Genomic DNA, 15,473 nt, shown 5'->3' on the forward strand with positions numbered 1-15,473 from the left:
GCTCGGCTTGCGCTTCACGTTCGGCTTGCGCTTCACGTTCCGCTTGCTCCTGCTGAGCTAAGTCGCGCGCCTGTTGCTCGGTGGATACTTGATCGGAAGGATCGTTAGATTGTTGCTGTTCGTTGTTTTTATTTCGGCCAAACCAAGAAAATAGGCCCTTCTTTTTTGCCATTACTGCAAAACCTTTTTACCAGTAAACGACGTTGGCTGTTACAATGCCCACGTCCAATCAATATTGCTCGAATATTAACATAGTTTCTCAATGGTCTAAGTAAATGGCACGGCTTTCCGCAAGAAAACATACAAATCAAACTAACAATCCTCGTAAAGGCGCTGGTCAGATAAGGATTATTGCCGGTCAATGGCGTGGTAGAAAACTCAAAGTGTTGAATAGTGAGGGTTTACGCCCCACCACCGATCGAGTTAAAGAAACCGTATTTAATTGGCTAAGCCCTTACCTCAACCAAAGTCATTGCTTAGATTTATTTGCTGGCAGTGGCGGCTTAGGTTTTGAAGCTTTATCACGTTATGCGGCCTTTACCACTTTTGTTGAAAAAGATGCCGCAGCAGCTAAACAGTTAAAGGCCAACTTGCAACTATTGGAACTGTCTAGTGAACAAGCCAAGTTAATTAACCAAGACGCCTTACAGCTGTTAAATCAGCGCCCTAGTGAACCCTACGATGTGGTGTTTATCGACCCGCCTTTTCGCAAAAACTTGCTACAGCCCAGCTGCGAGTTGTTAAACCAAAATGGCTGGCTTAAGCCGAATGCCTTGGTTTATCTGGAGTTTGAAAACGAAGGTGGTGAACCAAGCTTACCTAGCAACTGGCAGTGCATTAAACAAAAGCAAGCCGGCCAAGTTAATTACCGTTTATATCAAGTTGAATAAGAGTTAAGCACGATGTTTATTAAAATAGGAAAAGCCTTTATGGCCGCCATGTGGCTAGCCATGTTACTCAGCCCGGTTATTTTTGTAGCGCCGTATAACTGGATCTTACCGCTAGTAGGCGGCTTTCTTCTGCTATTACATGCGGTGCAGTTATTTGCCATAGTTGGCACCCTGCAACAAGCAGGCGTATTAAGAAAAGGCGACAAGTTACAAATTTTAATCTTTGGCTTTTTTGCGATGTGGCAGATCCATAAGCGCATGTCGGAAAAACAAAGGTGAAGCTAATTCAGCTTGCTTGTGCCAGCATGGGATGTGTAAGTCTGGCCAGTACAGCAATGAATGTCACTATTTTAGAAGATGCCAAACACCAACGCCGCGGCTCATGGACTCAAATCTTACCTTATGCCTACTACACCGAAAACTTACACTGGGGAGTAGGTGTTGGAGTCGGCGCAGCCGGACATATTCAGGCCAGTTCCAGCATGGTAGCAACCGCTACCGTCACCAGCAACAATAGCTGGATGGGCTTTCTTTACAGCGGTGACTACCAACTACCTTTTGCCGAGCGGCTATTTTTTGATACCACCCTATACCGCACTAACTTCACCCACAATCCACAGTATGTGAATGGTAATCCAGACTATTCCGACCAAGCAGCGGGTAGCAACGATTCCAGCATCAATAATCGTATTTATAGTCATACTCAAGGCCAAGAATACCGCTTTCGGTTTCGTTACTTACTACCAATCGGCCACGGTAAAGATTCACCAATCCATACCTTTAGAGTGCGCAAGGGTGAAGTACGAGAGGGCTATCAGGCCGGTGGCGATAGTTGGAACCCTCTAACCAGTGGCCGAACCATCGTTCAGTTAGAGCCGTATTTTTGGCAGCAAGACATTGGTGAATATAATGCTTACCAATACGCGACGAAATCTGCCGGACTACGTTTAGAGCTGGAATACGACAACCGTAATTACCATCAAAACCCTACTCGAGGCAGCCGCCAGCGCTTTAGTATTACTCGAGATTGGGGAGGCAATAGCCGCCCGGTCTGGTCTCTTTGGGAATTTTCGGCCGCCAAATATATTAATTTACCGCGTCGCTCTTGGGCTCAAAATCAAGTAATAGCACTGGGTTTTGCTACCTCAGATACACCAACTTGGAATAGTAGTAGCCAACATGATGGGCAAACACGTTATCACCGCCCGGCATGGTTTGCTGGCTCGCGCTTAGGTGGCATGGATAGGTTAAAGGGCTATGAAGCGGCGCGTTTTCACGACCGTTCAATGATTTATTACTCGGCGGAATACCGTTTTACCCCCAATTGGAATCCTTTGCCTAAAGTGCCAGTGATGAACTGGTTCAACGTACCCGCATGGTACTGGGTCGCTTTTGCCGAAGCCGGCCGAGTGGCCGAGCAATATAATCTTGCCACGCTGCACAGCGATATGAAATACAGCTTCGGTCTCAGCCTGAGAATAATGATGGAAGGAGTGGTCCTGCGCGGTGATATAGCCAGCAGCGGTGATGACAATGTATTTCGTCTAGGGATCAACCACCCCTACTAGCCTGCTTGTGGATTATAGGGATAACCAATAATCCGCAATTCCATCTAGGAACATTTGTACCGACAACATAATCAGCAACATGCCCATCAATCGCTCCATTGCCTTTAGGCCTTTTTCCCCCAGCAAACGCAATAAAATGCCACTGAAGAGGAAAATCACCACACTGATCCCCCAGGCCGCCAATAAGGCTAATGACCAATCCAGCATTCGGCTTCCATCTTGATTAGCCAATAGCATTAACGAAGCCAATACCGAGGGACCGGCAATCATCGGAATCGCCATTGGTACCAAAAAGGGCTCTTCACCCGCAGCTAAACCAGCCACCCCACCCGGTTGAGGAAAGATCATTTTTAAGGCAATCAAAAACAAAATCACACCGCCTGCAATACTGACCGCTTCTTGACGCAGATTTAAGAAACCGAGAATTTGCTCACCAGCAAACAAGAAGGAGAACATCACAACCAAGGCAAATACCAGTTCACGTAACAATACGATGCGTCGGCGCTTAGGATCGAGATGCTTCACCATGCTGAGGAATACCGGCAAATTGCCTAGCGGATCCATGATTAAAAACAACATCACTGCTGCCGATAACATATCCATTAACTGACTCTCTTACTCGTGGTTTTTTACAAGATATAAAAAAGCCAGAGCATAACACTCTGGCTTGTTCGATACTTAACTATATTTAGGGTTTAAATACCACTTTTACCGCGCCAGTAACATCAGCTTCATCCACATAGCCAATGGCATTGGCGTTAGCGGACACTTGGGCTACGGCAACGGAAGCAGACGCCACCGTTTGTGGTGGTTTTGCTTTACCGGTAAAAATCAGCTTTGACCAATATGCCTGCAATTGTGCTTCAGTTTTTCCGGATACTAGCTCATGAAAGCTGGCTCGCAACGCATCTCCCTCGTTGTATTCAATCACCAAGGGTTCTGCACCATTTGGTAACTTCTTTAGTTTGCCTAAAAAAAGCTTTTTAACATCGGCTTGAGACAAGGCATCAGGCCCGGCACTGTTAGCGATAACCACAGGGGCCGCAGCGCTGGCTAGGCTTAAACTACTCAGGCATAGGGCCAATAATACTTTTTTCATTTGACTCCCTCCTAAAATACGCCATCAAATACAATGCTGTAAACAACGGTGCTATCCGCTGAATTTTGACCAGTCAATGCCGCGTTAACCTTATTACTTAACAGTGCATTTGTATCACCAAAACCATCCACATAAGTGGCGTCTAACTTAAGCGCTAAATTAGATAACAAGTCATAACGAAGACCTAAGGAATAAGAGCGACGTTTACCGTCATAAATCCAAGCGCTAGGAGCTGCTACGTCGTTACCAGAATTACACAAAGCAACACAGGTAAATTGACCTTCACGTTCATCGTCATCCTGAGTTTTCATACCTGCAACGGTAGCGTAAGGCATGAACTTATCAATACGATAACCTAGCGTTAAATAGGCTGAATCTACATCGGAGTATTGACCATCCACCGTGGCCCGAGTCCATTCCGATACCAGCAACCAAGAACCATCATCATAACTAAAGCCTGCGCCTAAGAAATCAGCCTTATTTTTGTCAGCTAATACGCCGCGGTTAGGGTAATTATCGCTAGCTGGGGTCACTTTAGCCACGCCATACACCGCACGTAAGGTAACGTCATTGACCGCCCATGATATGTTAGCCCCTAAAATATCATCGTAATTAGTACCATCTTCTTTGGATTGCCCCCAAAAACCCTGCAGGCTCAAAGTTGAGTCATCCAATTCAAAGTCATAACTGGCATCCACACCCACAAAAGAATTGAAAGGAACAAAACCATATACTTCTACTGGTGGACGAGCCCATGGCTGAGCAAACCCCACTTCTAAGTAGTCAGAGTACATATACATGGGTAAACGCAGTTTTCCGCCACGCAAAGTAACGTAGTTATCGAAGGTATGTTTTAAATATGCCCATTCCACTTTGGGACTAAAATCGTCACTACCACGCGCGACCAATTGAACAGTCACGCTGGTGCTATCAGCTAAAGCGAAGTCACCCTGTAAACCCACTAAAGTAAGATTATTAAAATCATAATCTTCTGAAGAGTCTGCATAACCAAGCTCATTATTTGACTGGTTAATCCCTACGCTATAAAAACCATTAAACCTGATCTTATCCCAAGCGTTTTGCTGATTTTGTTCTCTGAGCACTTGAACTTCTTGTTCGAGTTGCTCAACCCTTTGTTCAAGTACCTCGTCGGCCATTACCGCGCCACTTAATAAACACAGCGGTAGTGCTTGCCACACCCTTAAATCCATCGGGCTTCTCCTATTATTATTTTGATTTTTAGACTTTAAATTGGCTGATTACGTCACTTAGACGTGCCGTTACCTGCCTTACATCCTCACTGACTTTGTCTATTTCACTAGAACTTTTCGCCACTGCGAGAGATATCTGTTGAATGTCATTGACACTGTGATTAATTAAATCGGATGTGGTCGTTTGTTGTTCGGTCGCAGCTGCGATCTGCTCATTCACAGCATGAATAGACTCCACTTTGTCGGTGATGTCGATTAACGATTTTCCTGCTTGCGCGGACTGCTGCACACTCAGTTCGGCTTGCTCGATGCCACGGTTCATCGCTTCTACGGCCGAACCAGAACCCTTTTGCAGCTCTTCTAGAACCTGCTGAATCTCCTGAGTGGAGTCTTGGGTTCGCGAGGCTAAAGTTCTTACCTCATCAGCCACTACTGCAAACCCTCTACCTTGCTCTCCGGCTCTGGCAGCTTCAATAGCCGCGTTTAAAGCTAATAAATTAGTTTGATCGGCAATACCTCGAATCGCATCCAAAATAACCCCCACATTAGCGGTATATGTCTCTAGCTGGTTAATCGCCCGAGCCGTGCTATTCACTTCTTCAGCCAAATCATTAATTCCTTTAATCGTGCTTTCTACGACTTGGTGACCTTGTTGGGCACTGAGATTAGCGGAAGACGCTTCCGATGAAGCTTGCGAAGCAAAGTCAGCAATGTGGTGGACACTGTTGATCATTTCTTCAATAGCAGAGCTCACTTCCGCCACCGATTGGTTCTGCGAGTCAATACTCGATGCCGTGTGCTGACTGGTTTCCATCAATCGAGATGATACATCTTGTAAAGCCTTAACGGTTTCGCTGGTGGTGGCAATACTGCGTTGCATCTTACCGATGAACTGATTAAACCAATGCACCAAGGTCGCGATTTCATCTTTACCTTGATAGTCAATACGCACCGTAAGGTCACCTTCACCTTCGGCAATTTCCCGTAACGAATCGGTTACCTGCGCAATCGAGTGAACAATACTGCGGGTGGTCATAATGCCCACCAAAATCACCACAATAATGGTGGCCGAGCCCAAAACTACCCCTGCCGTAACCGCACTACGCGAGCTGGCAATGGTGCGCTCAATGGTTTGATTAAAGGCTTTTTCGGTATTACTTCTGAGGCTAGCTAAAGCCGCTGTTAATTGCTGTAAAGTAGCAGCAGAGCTCTCTGCTTGAGCTGGTAAACGAGAAAAATCGGCGCTGCCATCCACCAAGCTCAAGGCGATGGCCCTTGCCCGTGGGTAGTATTGCTCTAACAAACTCGCCAACTGATTAACCTCGGCAACAGCATCGGGTAACAAGGTTTGTAATTGCTGAAGCTTATCACTCAACAATTGGTATTGAAGATCAGCCAATTCAAGAGACTCTTCATCTCCTGTAGTCACTGCCGTTTGCAATAATTGATCAATATTATATAAAGCATGTTGAGAGCCAGTAGCAGTATCGAGGGCAGGAAAGTACTGGTCGCGGATTTGCTCAATACTGTAGCGGCTGTCTCTTTGCACCAACATGTTATTGACTAGGTAAATGGCAAAACCAACCACGGCTATCGCAGCAAGCAGGCTCACTTTATGACTTATTTTCAATCGTTTTGCCCAATCCATTCTCGGAACTCCCTATAAGACACAAAACTAATAACTACAGTTAGCTTGTGGAAATCACTAGCGCCTAAGTCCGCTAACCACCGCGTAATTAAACCACAAGGGTAATTACTAATTAAAACCTTATTAAAACTAGAGTTTTAGCTCTATGAAGAACAAAAAATACAAAAGTTCAGGAATGTAAAATAATGGGGGGAATTTAGAGAGATAAGAGGTTTAGAAAAATCGATGATGTGAGCTAAAACAAACAGAGATAAAACGTCAAAAAGGGGCAATTATGCCCCTTCAGAAGATCAATGATGTGAACAAATTTTAGATTCACATGTGGTAAAACCTTGCTCGGCTTCAACAAACTTACCGCGCTCTTTTAATAACGCGATCAATTGCTTGGCATTCATATCCTTGTGACTACAGGTATGATAGCGACTAGCTTCACCAAAGGTATCATTCATTAACTGTTCTAAGGATTCGGCAGTGTAGCTTCCACCCTGCGCTAACATCAGTTCCATGACTTTATGTCCATGAATAGATTGACTCATTGCTGTCTCCACAAAAAAAACGGTGGTCACTATATCAGCAGACCACCGCGTCTTTATTGCGTTAAAACAAGCTAGATAAGTCTATCGATATTTTTTGCTGCCAATTGCTGTTGATAAGACTGAATAGAGCTCTGCAACAAGGCATCATTTTGCGCCTGCTGAGAGGTAGACTGAGCATAATTGGTGTCGAGAATGCGTGAGCGCGCTGCACTTTGGGCCTCTATAGCCGCCTGAGTAGAGCGAAAGGCCGACTCTGCGGCATTGCTTGAAGCGCCCAATTCAGCTTGCGTGCCATCAGTGGTTTGCTGGGCACCTTGTAAGGCTGCTTGAGCCGTAGCAGGATCGTTTAAGTCGATACTATCGACGCCTAGCTCTGTCGCATTGGGAATCGCCGCGGTATTGGCGTCGACTTGCGCTTGTAAGGCTGCTATGTCGTCGGCATTATAAATACCGTTACCGCTTTGCACCACCAAGGTTTGGTTTTGCTGTAATAGTTCAGTGGTGCCTTGTAATTGAGCGGACTGAATATTATTTAAGCTAACCTGATTTTGATAAATATTACTGTAAGCTTCGTCGGCATTAATCCCACTGGTTAAACGACCCGAAATTTGTAAACCAGCCGGATCATCAGCCGCTGAATTAATCCGCTTACCGGACGCTAATTTTTCAGCTTGTTCTTCCTGTCGCTTCTTGGCCTGCTCCATATAGAAGTCAGACGGAGCAGTAGTGGTTGAAACTTGCGAAATTGCCATAGCACACCTTCTGTAAAACTGTTTCTAGGGACAACCTAGCTGTACACTATTTAAGCATACCATTAATCTATAAAAAGCGCAGCTTTCGCGCGCTTATTTGAGGACGTTTTCACACTGGCAGGACCAGCAATAATCAAAGCTTCCGGGATTAATTTCTCCGCACTCCAAGCAAGTCCATTCAAGTTTTTGATTACGCTGATAATCTTTCAGGGCTAACTTGGCTCGCTCCCAGGCAAATAAATTTACCTTTAAGCTAACTTGAATCACTTCCATCGGTAACTCACCTGCCGCGGCCGCACAATACTGCCCATCGATGTGACTTTCGATACCAATATTACCCAACATGCCCTGCAACAATGCTGCTTCTAGTAAATTCTCAGCCCGATATAGCTCATGCCATTGCTCCATGAAGCCCTCCTCTTAACAGTTGTTATAACTATAGACCCGCATATGAGTACATGCGTCTGAGCCACTCAGCAATCGCCAACCAAAGTAAAAATCCTGAATTGCTACCAACAATAAAACTACGCCGATGGCTGATGGCTAAGCACCAAAACAACACAACAACGCACCAAAATGGACAAAATCACAAACTAGCCACGTTTAAAATCGCACCAAACTAGCACTAAATCATGTAAAAATAAGGTTAACATCGAGTTAAACGCCTTATCTTGCATCAACTTAGTGCCACCCTGAAAACTTATGGTGCAAAATAGGTATGATCTTTGCTTACTTTTGGCGCATTAAAAACCAATAGAAGACACTTAGGGAGTATTTTTAATGGAGAATATTAGTGAAGCGATCGACATTTTGTCGCAAAGCGCGAACACTTTATTTATTCTGCTGGGCGCAATCATGGTTCTGGCAATGCATGCGGGCTTTGCCTTTTTAGAAGTAGGAACGGTTCGCCACAAAAACCAAGTTAACGCCTTAGTGAAGATCATCACCGACTTTGCGTTTTCTGGCTTGGCTTACTTCATTGTGGGTTACTACTTAGCTTACGGTAACCACTTTTTTAACAGCGCCGAAATTCTTAGCCAAGGCAATGGCTACGAATTGGTGAAGTTTTTCTTCTTATTGACCTTTGCCGCGGCTATTCCAGCGATCGTTTCGGGCGGTATCGCAGAACGGGGCAAATTTTATCCCTTCCTGATCGCCTCTTCGCTCATCGTTGGTTTCGTTTATCCGATCTTTGAAGGCATTATTTGGAATGGGAATTACGGCTTTCAAGCTTGGTTAGAAGCGCAATTTGGCGCGACATTCCATGATTTTGCCGGCTCTGTGGTGGTGCATGCCATGGGCGGCTGGTTAGCGCTAGTGGCGATTAAGATCTTGGGCGCGCGTAAAGGCCGTAAGCCTGGCGTCGCCTTCGCCCCTTCTAACATCCCCTTTCTCGCTTTAGGCGCATGGGTACTCACCGTAGGATGGTTTGGCTTTAATGTTATGTCTGCCCAAACCATGGATGGAATAAGCGGTTTAGTGGCGGTAAATACCCTAATGGCCATGGTGGGTGGAACCATAGTGGCCTTACTGATTGGCCGCAACGACCCCGGTTTCGTGCACAACGGTCCTTTAGCAGGCCTAGTAGCAGTGTGTGCCGGTTCCGACTTGATGCATCCACTAGGCGCATTGGTCACCGGAGGCATTGCAGGAGCCCTATTCGTATGGGTATTTACTTGGTTACAGCAACACTCCAAGCTCGATGATGTATTAGGCGTATGGCCACTGCACGGCCTCTGTGGCGTATGGGGGGGTATTGCTGCCGGTATCTTTGGTAGCCAAGCTTTAGGTGGCTTAGGCGGCGTCTCTTTCGTCAGCCAGTTAATCGGTAGCTTAGTTGGTATCGCCATCGCCTTAATGGGTGGCGTGATAGTCTACGGAGCAGTGAATGCGGTAGCCGGACTGCGTTTGTCTGAAGAAGATGAATTCCACGGCGCTGACTTAGCGATTCACAAAATTAGCGCGACCAATAACGACCGCTAAAACAATAAGCGCTCACCACAAGGGTGAGCGCTTTATTGCTGCCAAGCTCACTGGCACAACTCTACAGCTCAATAATATCTAAGTTATAATCGATTTGGCTTAAGTACTGTTGTTCGTTCTCTAGATCCGCCCGAGTTAACGGATTATTTTGTAGCCACTGCTGCTCAAGCAACAAACTCATTTGCTGTTCTGCAGCTCTAAACTGTATTTCAGGCAAGGCCTGACGACGCTTACCGCGATTAAAGATCACCGCCAAACGCAACATCAAGCAGACTTTTAGCAAAAAGCTGTTATCTAAAGGGAATTGTTTGTTTGGGAAACGCTTACGGTGGGCCAATACCAAGGCAGCTAAGTGTTGTTGCTCAATCCTAGAGAAACCCGCCAAGTCAACATTTTCAACGATATAAGCACCATGTTTATGATAGTCGTTATGCGCTACATCTAGGCCAACTAAAAACAATTGCGAGGCCCAAGTGAGCAACTTACTGGTTTCCAGCTCATCTAAGTCCCAAGACTCAGCCACTTGCTTAAGTAATAACTGACAAGTACTGTCAACCCGCTCACTCAATTGGCTGTCCACATGGTAACGCTCTGCCAAACGTTGCACGCTGCTAGGACGAATATCCGTATGTTCTAAACGCCCTTTCAGTTCATACAATAGACCTTCACGCAAGGCCGATTCGGCAGCATGCATGGTGTCGATATTTAAAGCTTGGAAAATCGCATGTAATACCACAACCCCACCAAGAAAAACTGGTTGGCGTTCTTCTGAAAGACCTTTGAGTGGTAAATTACATTCGCCCGCTTCAAGATAACAATTAAGAATGGCTTCCAAGCCCGCTAGCTGAATATCGGCATCACAGAACTGGTTTTCCGCGCACACCTTGGCCACCGCTTTAATGGTACCCGAGGCGCCTAGACATTCCTTCCAGCCATGTTCTAGGTAATCATCTACAGCTGGAAATAACTGTTGGGAACAATACACATTGGCTTTTTGCAAGCGACTTTTACTGACCCGTCCATTCTTGAAAAATAACTTGGTGATCGCGACACAGCCCATGTCTAAGCTTTCTTTCAGCTTAAGCTCCATACCTTCACCTAAAGCCAACTCAGTACTACCACCACCGATATCCACCACTAAACGCGGGCCATTGGTCGGTGCTTGATAATGGGCAACACCTAGGTAGATTAAACGGGCTTCTTCTTCACCTGAAATTACCTCGACCGGATGGCCTAAGCGTTGTGCGGCGGCTTGTAGGAAGGCCTCGGAATCGATGATGCTACGTAAGGTTTTAGTGCCCACCACCCGAACGCTGCCGGGCTTAAACTCTCTAAGCCTTTCGCCAAAGCGTTCTAAACAAGCTTGAGCTCGATTCCAAGCGGCAGCGTCCAAACTGCCGTCATCTTGTAAACCCCAACCTAAACGCACCATCTCTTTGACTTTATCGCGAATTTTTAGCTCGCCATCTTGCCAATCGGCAATAATCAAATGGAAGCTATTACTGCCTAAATCCAATGCAGCCAACTGCTCGGTTTTCGGACTCAATAAACGCGACAAATTAAACATATTTCAACCCTAGTGAAACGCCAACAAGAACAACATAAAGTCTAGCTAATTTACTTTAATATAAAGCGTTTTAACATAGCTTCGATATCAATTACCTGTTGCTGCAAAGCCTCACTAGATTGTGCTACCCGCTCGATTTGCTCAAAGTTATCCTCTGCCACCTCGGCAATAACATTCACGTTGCGGGTCACATCACTGGCTACATGATGTTGCTCTTGAGCGGCCACGCTAATCTGGTCGGTCATTTCTCGCATCTGGGTCATGTTATTGCGAATGGTTAAGATGGCTTCGCGGGATTTCTCTGCTAACACTTTTGATTGACTCATTTGTTCGCGGCTGGCCGCCATCGCATCAAACACTTGGCTAGATTCGCGTTGCAAAGTGGTAATCATTTCTCTCACCGATTCGGTACTTTTAGTGGTTTGGCTGGCTAAGCTACGCACTTCATCGGCCACCACGGCAAAACCTCGTCCTTGCTCACCAGCGCGAGCCGCCTCAATAGCCGCATTTAAAGCTAATAAATTGGTTTTTTCGGCGATGCCATCAATCACTTCAATAATTGAACCAATTTGCTTGCTGGCCTCGGCTAACTTATCAACCTGACCAGAGGTACTCTGCAGTGCATCATCCAAACTATCTATCATGTCGATATTTTGGTTCATCACTTGTTGGCCTTGATCAATATTATCTTCCACCGCCAACGAGAGTTCTCTACTGCTTTCAGTATTAGCGGCGACCTCTTTGATTGCCGATTCCATTTCAGTGACGGCAGTAGCCACACTGCTAAGCTCTGCGGTTTGTTTGTCTAATTTACTTTTCACCATGCTAGAGGCTTGGTTGTTACGCTCAGACACTTCACTAAGATGATGTGCCGCTGTCTGAATTTGGCTAAATACATCCCGAGCCTGTTCAATCATTCGGTTAATCGCAGCCACCAAAATAGCAAACTCACCCGAATATTTACCCTGCATAGTTTTACTATAATCCCCCTCGGCCAGCTTCAAAATATGAGCCTGAGTGTGTTCCAAAGGTTTACGGATCAAATTAGCCAACCAATAAGCAACCGCAATCGCAAACAATACCACCAAAGGCACCACTACCATGGTGGTGGAACGAGCTTGAGAAATCAACGATTTACCTTGCTTGCTAGCCTTAGCACTCTGGCTGTTGGCTAGATCAACAATCTCAGTCACAATTACATCTAAACCGGCCAGTTGCTGATTGATTTGAGAGGTTTGTAAAAAGATATTTTCAATGGTTTGTTGGCTGGCAATATACCGCGCCACAATGCCGGTGGGCTGGTTAAGCTGGCGATTAAATTCAGCTACGAGTTCTTGTATCTGCGGATCAGATAGGGCTTCAACTTCATCCACTAAGGATGAGAAATCGTCATTAAAAACACCATTATTATATTGAATTTTTTGTACTAAATCGGCGATTTTATCTGGTTCTCGAGTATTCACCATATTAGATAACAAAAACTCCATTAAACCAAAACGCTCCATCACCATAGCCAAAATATCTTCGATGTAAGAGTCTTCGGCAGCAGCAGGCGCAACAATCTTAGTTACACTGCGTTTCATGTCAGATAGCTGAAATAAAAATTGGCTTAAATCGTCTCTTACCTTTTGGTCCTGTTCCAAATAAAGACTTTGCTGCTGAGCTAGTTCACGCCCTTGAGAACTTAAGGTATTTTCGACTCGCTCAACGTCATCAAGTTGCGACTTTAAACCTTGAATATCAAAGGTCTGAGCATGAGCACTTAACTCTCTCACTAAGCTATCGAGTGAGCTCAGCGCCTGTTCAGCCTGCCCATTTATTCGCTGTAGTTCTTCTAGATTTGCCGCATTTTCCAAACCTAGCAGTTGGATCCCCGCTCGTAAGGCTTGGCTGCCAATCTGATTGGCCAAGAGCTGAGTTTTTGCACTGTTCTCTGTTAGTGTATTAAAACTGGAATTAACCGTTTGAGCGAGTAAAAAAGCGCCGCCTCCCCCTGCTGCAATCACCAAGGTTAAAATGGCAAATCCAATATATAATCGGTGAACAACTGAAATACCATTAATTTTTTTCCCCAACATACCCGCTTCCTTCACCTATAACTGTCTAATTTAGCTACCGTTAAGCCTAGTAAGGTTTCCTTTAATTATCTTTTTTAAAGTCTTGATAGTGCGAACTTACGCACATCCCCCACGCAGTCTGGCAAGCGACTAAAGCAAGCATCACAAGCGCAGGGAAACAAGATGGAAACCCAAAAGGACTTATATTATTTTTTTCTAAACTATTGTAGCAAAGATGCTTTCCATAGGCAGTCAATTCAGGGGATTCTGCCGTCTACTTGGCCGACTTTTCATCGAGCAAAAACTCTAATCAAAGCCAGCCAATCACGACTGTTGCGTAGCCTAAAGTTGTGTAGTTGCAATAGGCATCTACACTGTTGATATAAACCAAGGAAGCGCAATTCAATGGTAGTTGACGAACTGACTTACTTTATTCTCACTACATTACTGACGGTTGTTTCAGCCACAGTGCTTACTCTTATTCGCGTTTTTCATGGACAGCGCCCTTGTTTAGACTGCTGGATTGCCGCTTCTTACGTGCAAATCGCTGCCCTATTAATTCTGTTGTTTCTGGCCACACCTTCCAATAACAGCTTATTTGTAGTGAATAGTTTATTTGTGGCTTCCTTTCTACTGATCGTGGCAGGCCATCACAACTATTTAAAACGTAAGTTAAATCGACACTTCGTTAGCCTAGTCATAGTAAGTTATCTAATATTGAACCTGTACTCGATACTCTTTATCACCGATACAGTTCAACGAGTGAGCGTATTTTCTGCGGCTATTGCACTGTGCTGTTTTTATTGTGCATCGTTATATTTTCGCTATTTCCTTAGCAACAACAAACCAGCGTTATGGTTGGTGATAGGTCTATATATATTCTTGGGCACTTGCCTGCTATTGCGCATCTACTTTGCTTGGCAACAAAAAACTGAAACACCAGAGCTACTGTTAGCTGCTCCCGCCCTTTTATTGCTAGCTCTGTTTACCGCCAATGCCCTGCAAACATACGTGTTCTACTTTTTAATGCACTGGCGGCAAATAATTCAACTGGAACAATTGGCCAATTACGATACCACTGGCGCAATGAGGCGAAACTACTTCATAGAGTTACTAGAAAAGTTGACTCGACGCGCTCAATTTCTGGGTAGCGAAGTGGCACTTATCTTCATCGACTTAGATCGTTTTAAGCTAATCAACGATAACTATGGTCACCACAATGGCGATTTAGCCTTGCAGCACTTTGCCAAGATTGTCAGTAATAACCTGCGAGTTGGCGACATTTTTGGTCGCTTTGGCGGTGAAGAGTTTGTCATTGCGCTAAATAATTCCAACGCTCAGCAAGCCTATGCGCTGGCCAACCGAATTCGTGTTCAACTCAACCAACAAGCCTTAGTCACCAGCAACGGTAAGATATACATGAGCGCCAGCTTTGGTCTAGCCTGTCATAGACTTGAAGGTGACAGCGCTGAATTAATTAAACAAGCCGACTTGGCAATGTATCAGGCCAAGTCCCAAGGCGGGAACAAAGTCATGATTTACTCCGCAGAATTAAACCAACAATAAGCCCACAGCCGGCGCACTTGCGCTGGAGATTTTGCTTTACCTAATAGCGTTTTATTCTTAATCTTTGTTCTCTTCTAGATAGTTACCCTATCCCAGCCGCTGTGAATAAAGGAATAAACATGACTATAGGTGTCGGTGGCAGCAACGCCAGTGAACAACTCGCCCTTCTCGATAATATGTGTAGCGACATCGCCAACATCAGCCTAAGTGAGTATCAGCAGCGCCAGCAACATGTTTGCCAAATGATGCAACAGCAAGGCATAGCCGCGCTCTACCTCAATGCTGGCACCAATCTCTATTACTTTACAGGCTTAAGCTGGAGCGCCAGCGAACGACTGGTGGGCGCCTTACTCTGTGCTGATGGACAATTACACTACCTAGCACCTTGCTTTGAACAAGATTCAATTAATGACTTCATGTTAATCGACGCCCCCTTTCATGGTTGGCACGAACACCAAAGCCCCTATCTCTTATTCAAGCAACTATGCCAACAATTAGAGATTAACGGCAGCATTGCCATAGACGCCAGCGCCGCCTTTTTTTTAGTGGATGGCTTAATCAAAGCGAACCCCGAACAACAGTTTATTAGTGCCGAG

Annotated in this window: 15 protein-coding genes; 6 read left to right on the forward strand and 9 right to left on the reverse strand. The window is 45.3% G+C overall.

Going from position 1 to position 15,473, the window contains the following annotated elements:
• The first annotated feature begins 275 nt into the window (after positions 1–275).
• The 3 genes from rsmD to ACQY6Q_RS04095 are packed head-to-tail and all read left to right on the forward strand — an operon-like array spanning position 276 to position 2,458.
• A complete protein-coding gene (gene rsmD / locus ACQY6Q_RS04085) occupies positions 276–890 on the forward strand; it encodes a 16S rRNA (guanine(966)-N(2))-methyltransferase RsmD (RefSeq protein WP_427978189.1) in 615 nt (204 codons plus the stop codon).
• 12 nt (positions 891–902) lie between these two features.
• Positions 903–1,169, forward strand: a complete 267-nt coding sequence (locus ACQY6Q_RS04090; protein WP_427978191.1) for a DUF1145 domain-containing protein — start codon at positions 903–905, stop codon at positions 1,167–1,169.
• Positions 1,166–2,458, forward strand: coding sequence for a hypothetical protein (locus tag ACQY6Q_RS04095; RefSeq protein ID WP_427978193.1), 1,293 nt, complete (start codon positions 1,166–1,168; stop codon positions 2,456–2,458). The genes ACQY6Q_RS04090 and ACQY6Q_RS04095 overlap by 4 nt, the downstream gene beginning before the upstream one ends.
• Before the next feature lie 12 nt (positions 2,459–2,470).
• On the opposite strand, the gene ACQY6Q_RS04100 is transcribed toward ACQY6Q_RS04095, so the two are convergent.
• The 7 genes from ACQY6Q_RS04100 to ACQY6Q_RS04130 form a co-directional block, all read right to left on the reverse strand.
• On the reverse strand, positions 2,471–3,061 hold the full coding sequence (locus ACQY6Q_RS04100) for a YhgN family NAAT transporter (RefSeq protein WP_427978195.1): 591 nt from the start codon (positions 3,059–3,061) through the stop codon (positions 2,471–2,473).
• 85 nt (positions 3,062–3,146) lie between these two features.
• Entirely contained in the window at positions 3,147–3,557 is a 411-nt protein-coding gene (locus tag ACQY6Q_RS04105) for a phosphate ABC transporter substrate-binding protein (RefSeq protein WP_427978197.1), read from the reverse strand.
• Between the two features lie 11 nt (positions 3,558–3,568).
• Positions 3,569–4,768, reverse strand: a complete 1,200-nt coding sequence (locus tag ACQY6Q_RS04110; RefSeq protein ID WP_427978199.1) for a hypothetical protein — start codon at positions 4,766–4,768, stop codon at positions 3,569–3,571.
• Between the two features lie 28 nt (positions 4,769–4,796).
• Positions 4,797–6,416 (reverse strand): methyl-accepting chemotaxis protein, encoded by a 1,620-nt coding sequence (locus ACQY6Q_RS04115; RefSeq protein ID WP_427978202.1) that lies wholly within the window; start codon positions 6,414–6,416, stop codon positions 4,797–4,799.
• Between the two features lie 290 nt (positions 6,417–6,706).
• The gene (locus ACQY6Q_RS04120; RefSeq protein ID WP_427978204.1) at positions 6,707–6,952 is read right to left on the reverse strand and encodes a YecH family metal-binding protein; all 246 of its coding nucleotides are present in this window, start codon (positions 6,950–6,952) and stop codon (positions 6,707–6,709) included.
• Positions 6,953–7,023: 71 nt separating this feature from the next.
• Entirely contained in the window at positions 7,024–7,704 is a 681-nt protein-coding gene (locus ACQY6Q_RS04125; protein WP_427978206.1) for a flagellin, read from the reverse strand.
• Positions 7,705–7,797: 93 nt separating this feature from the next.
• Positions 7,798–8,112: a putative signal transducing protein gene (locus ACQY6Q_RS04130; RefSeq protein ID WP_427978208.1), complete on the reverse strand. Its 315-nt coding sequence runs from the start codon at positions 8,110–8,112 to the stop codon at positions 7,798–7,800.
• Between the two features lie 372 nt (positions 8,113–8,484).
• Here ACQY6Q_RS04130 and ACQY6Q_RS04135 point away from each other — a divergent pair, with 372 nt between their 5' ends.
• Positions 8,485–9,687: an ammonium transporter gene (locus ACQY6Q_RS04135; RefSeq protein WP_427978210.1), complete on the forward strand. Its 1,203-nt coding sequence runs from the start codon at positions 8,485–8,487 to the stop codon at positions 9,685–9,687.
• A 61-nt stretch (positions 9,688–9,748) separates the two neighbouring features.
• Here the strand turns inward: ACQY6Q_RS04135 and ACQY6Q_RS04140 are convergent, their stop codons facing one another.
• The gene (locus ACQY6Q_RS04140; protein WP_427978212.1) at positions 9,749–11,254 is read right to left on the reverse strand and encodes an exopolyphosphatase; all 1,506 of its coding nucleotides are present in this window, start codon (positions 11,252–11,254) and stop codon (positions 9,749–9,751) included.
• A 50-nt stretch (positions 11,255–11,304) separates the two neighbouring features.
• Complete coding sequence (locus ACQY6Q_RS04145) at positions 11,305–13,332, reverse strand: methyl-accepting chemotaxis protein (protein ID WP_427978214.1); 2,028 nt, start codon at positions 13,330–13,332, stop codon at positions 11,305–11,307.
• Between the two features lie 384 nt (positions 13,333–13,716).
• On the opposite strand from ACQY6Q_RS04145, the gene ACQY6Q_RS04150 reads away from it, so the two are divergent.
• Together ACQY6Q_RS04150 and ACQY6Q_RS04155 are read left to right on the forward strand one after the other, a co-directional pair.
• Positions 13,717–14,877: a GGDEF domain-containing protein gene (locus tag ACQY6Q_RS04150; RefSeq protein WP_427978217.1), complete on the forward strand. Its 1,161-nt coding sequence runs from the start codon at positions 13,717–13,719 to the stop codon at positions 14,875–14,877.
• 119 nt (positions 14,878–14,996) lie between these two features.
• Positions 14,997–15,473: aminopeptidase P family N-terminal domain-containing protein (locus ACQY6Q_RS04155; RefSeq protein WP_427978220.1), on the forward strand; the 477-nt coding region annotated here is incomplete at its 3' end.

This window comes from Agarivorans sp. (genome assembly GCF_050295395.1).
Lineage (GTDB): Bacteria > Pseudomonadota > Gammaproteobacteria > Enterobacterales > Celerinatantimonadaceae > Agarivorans.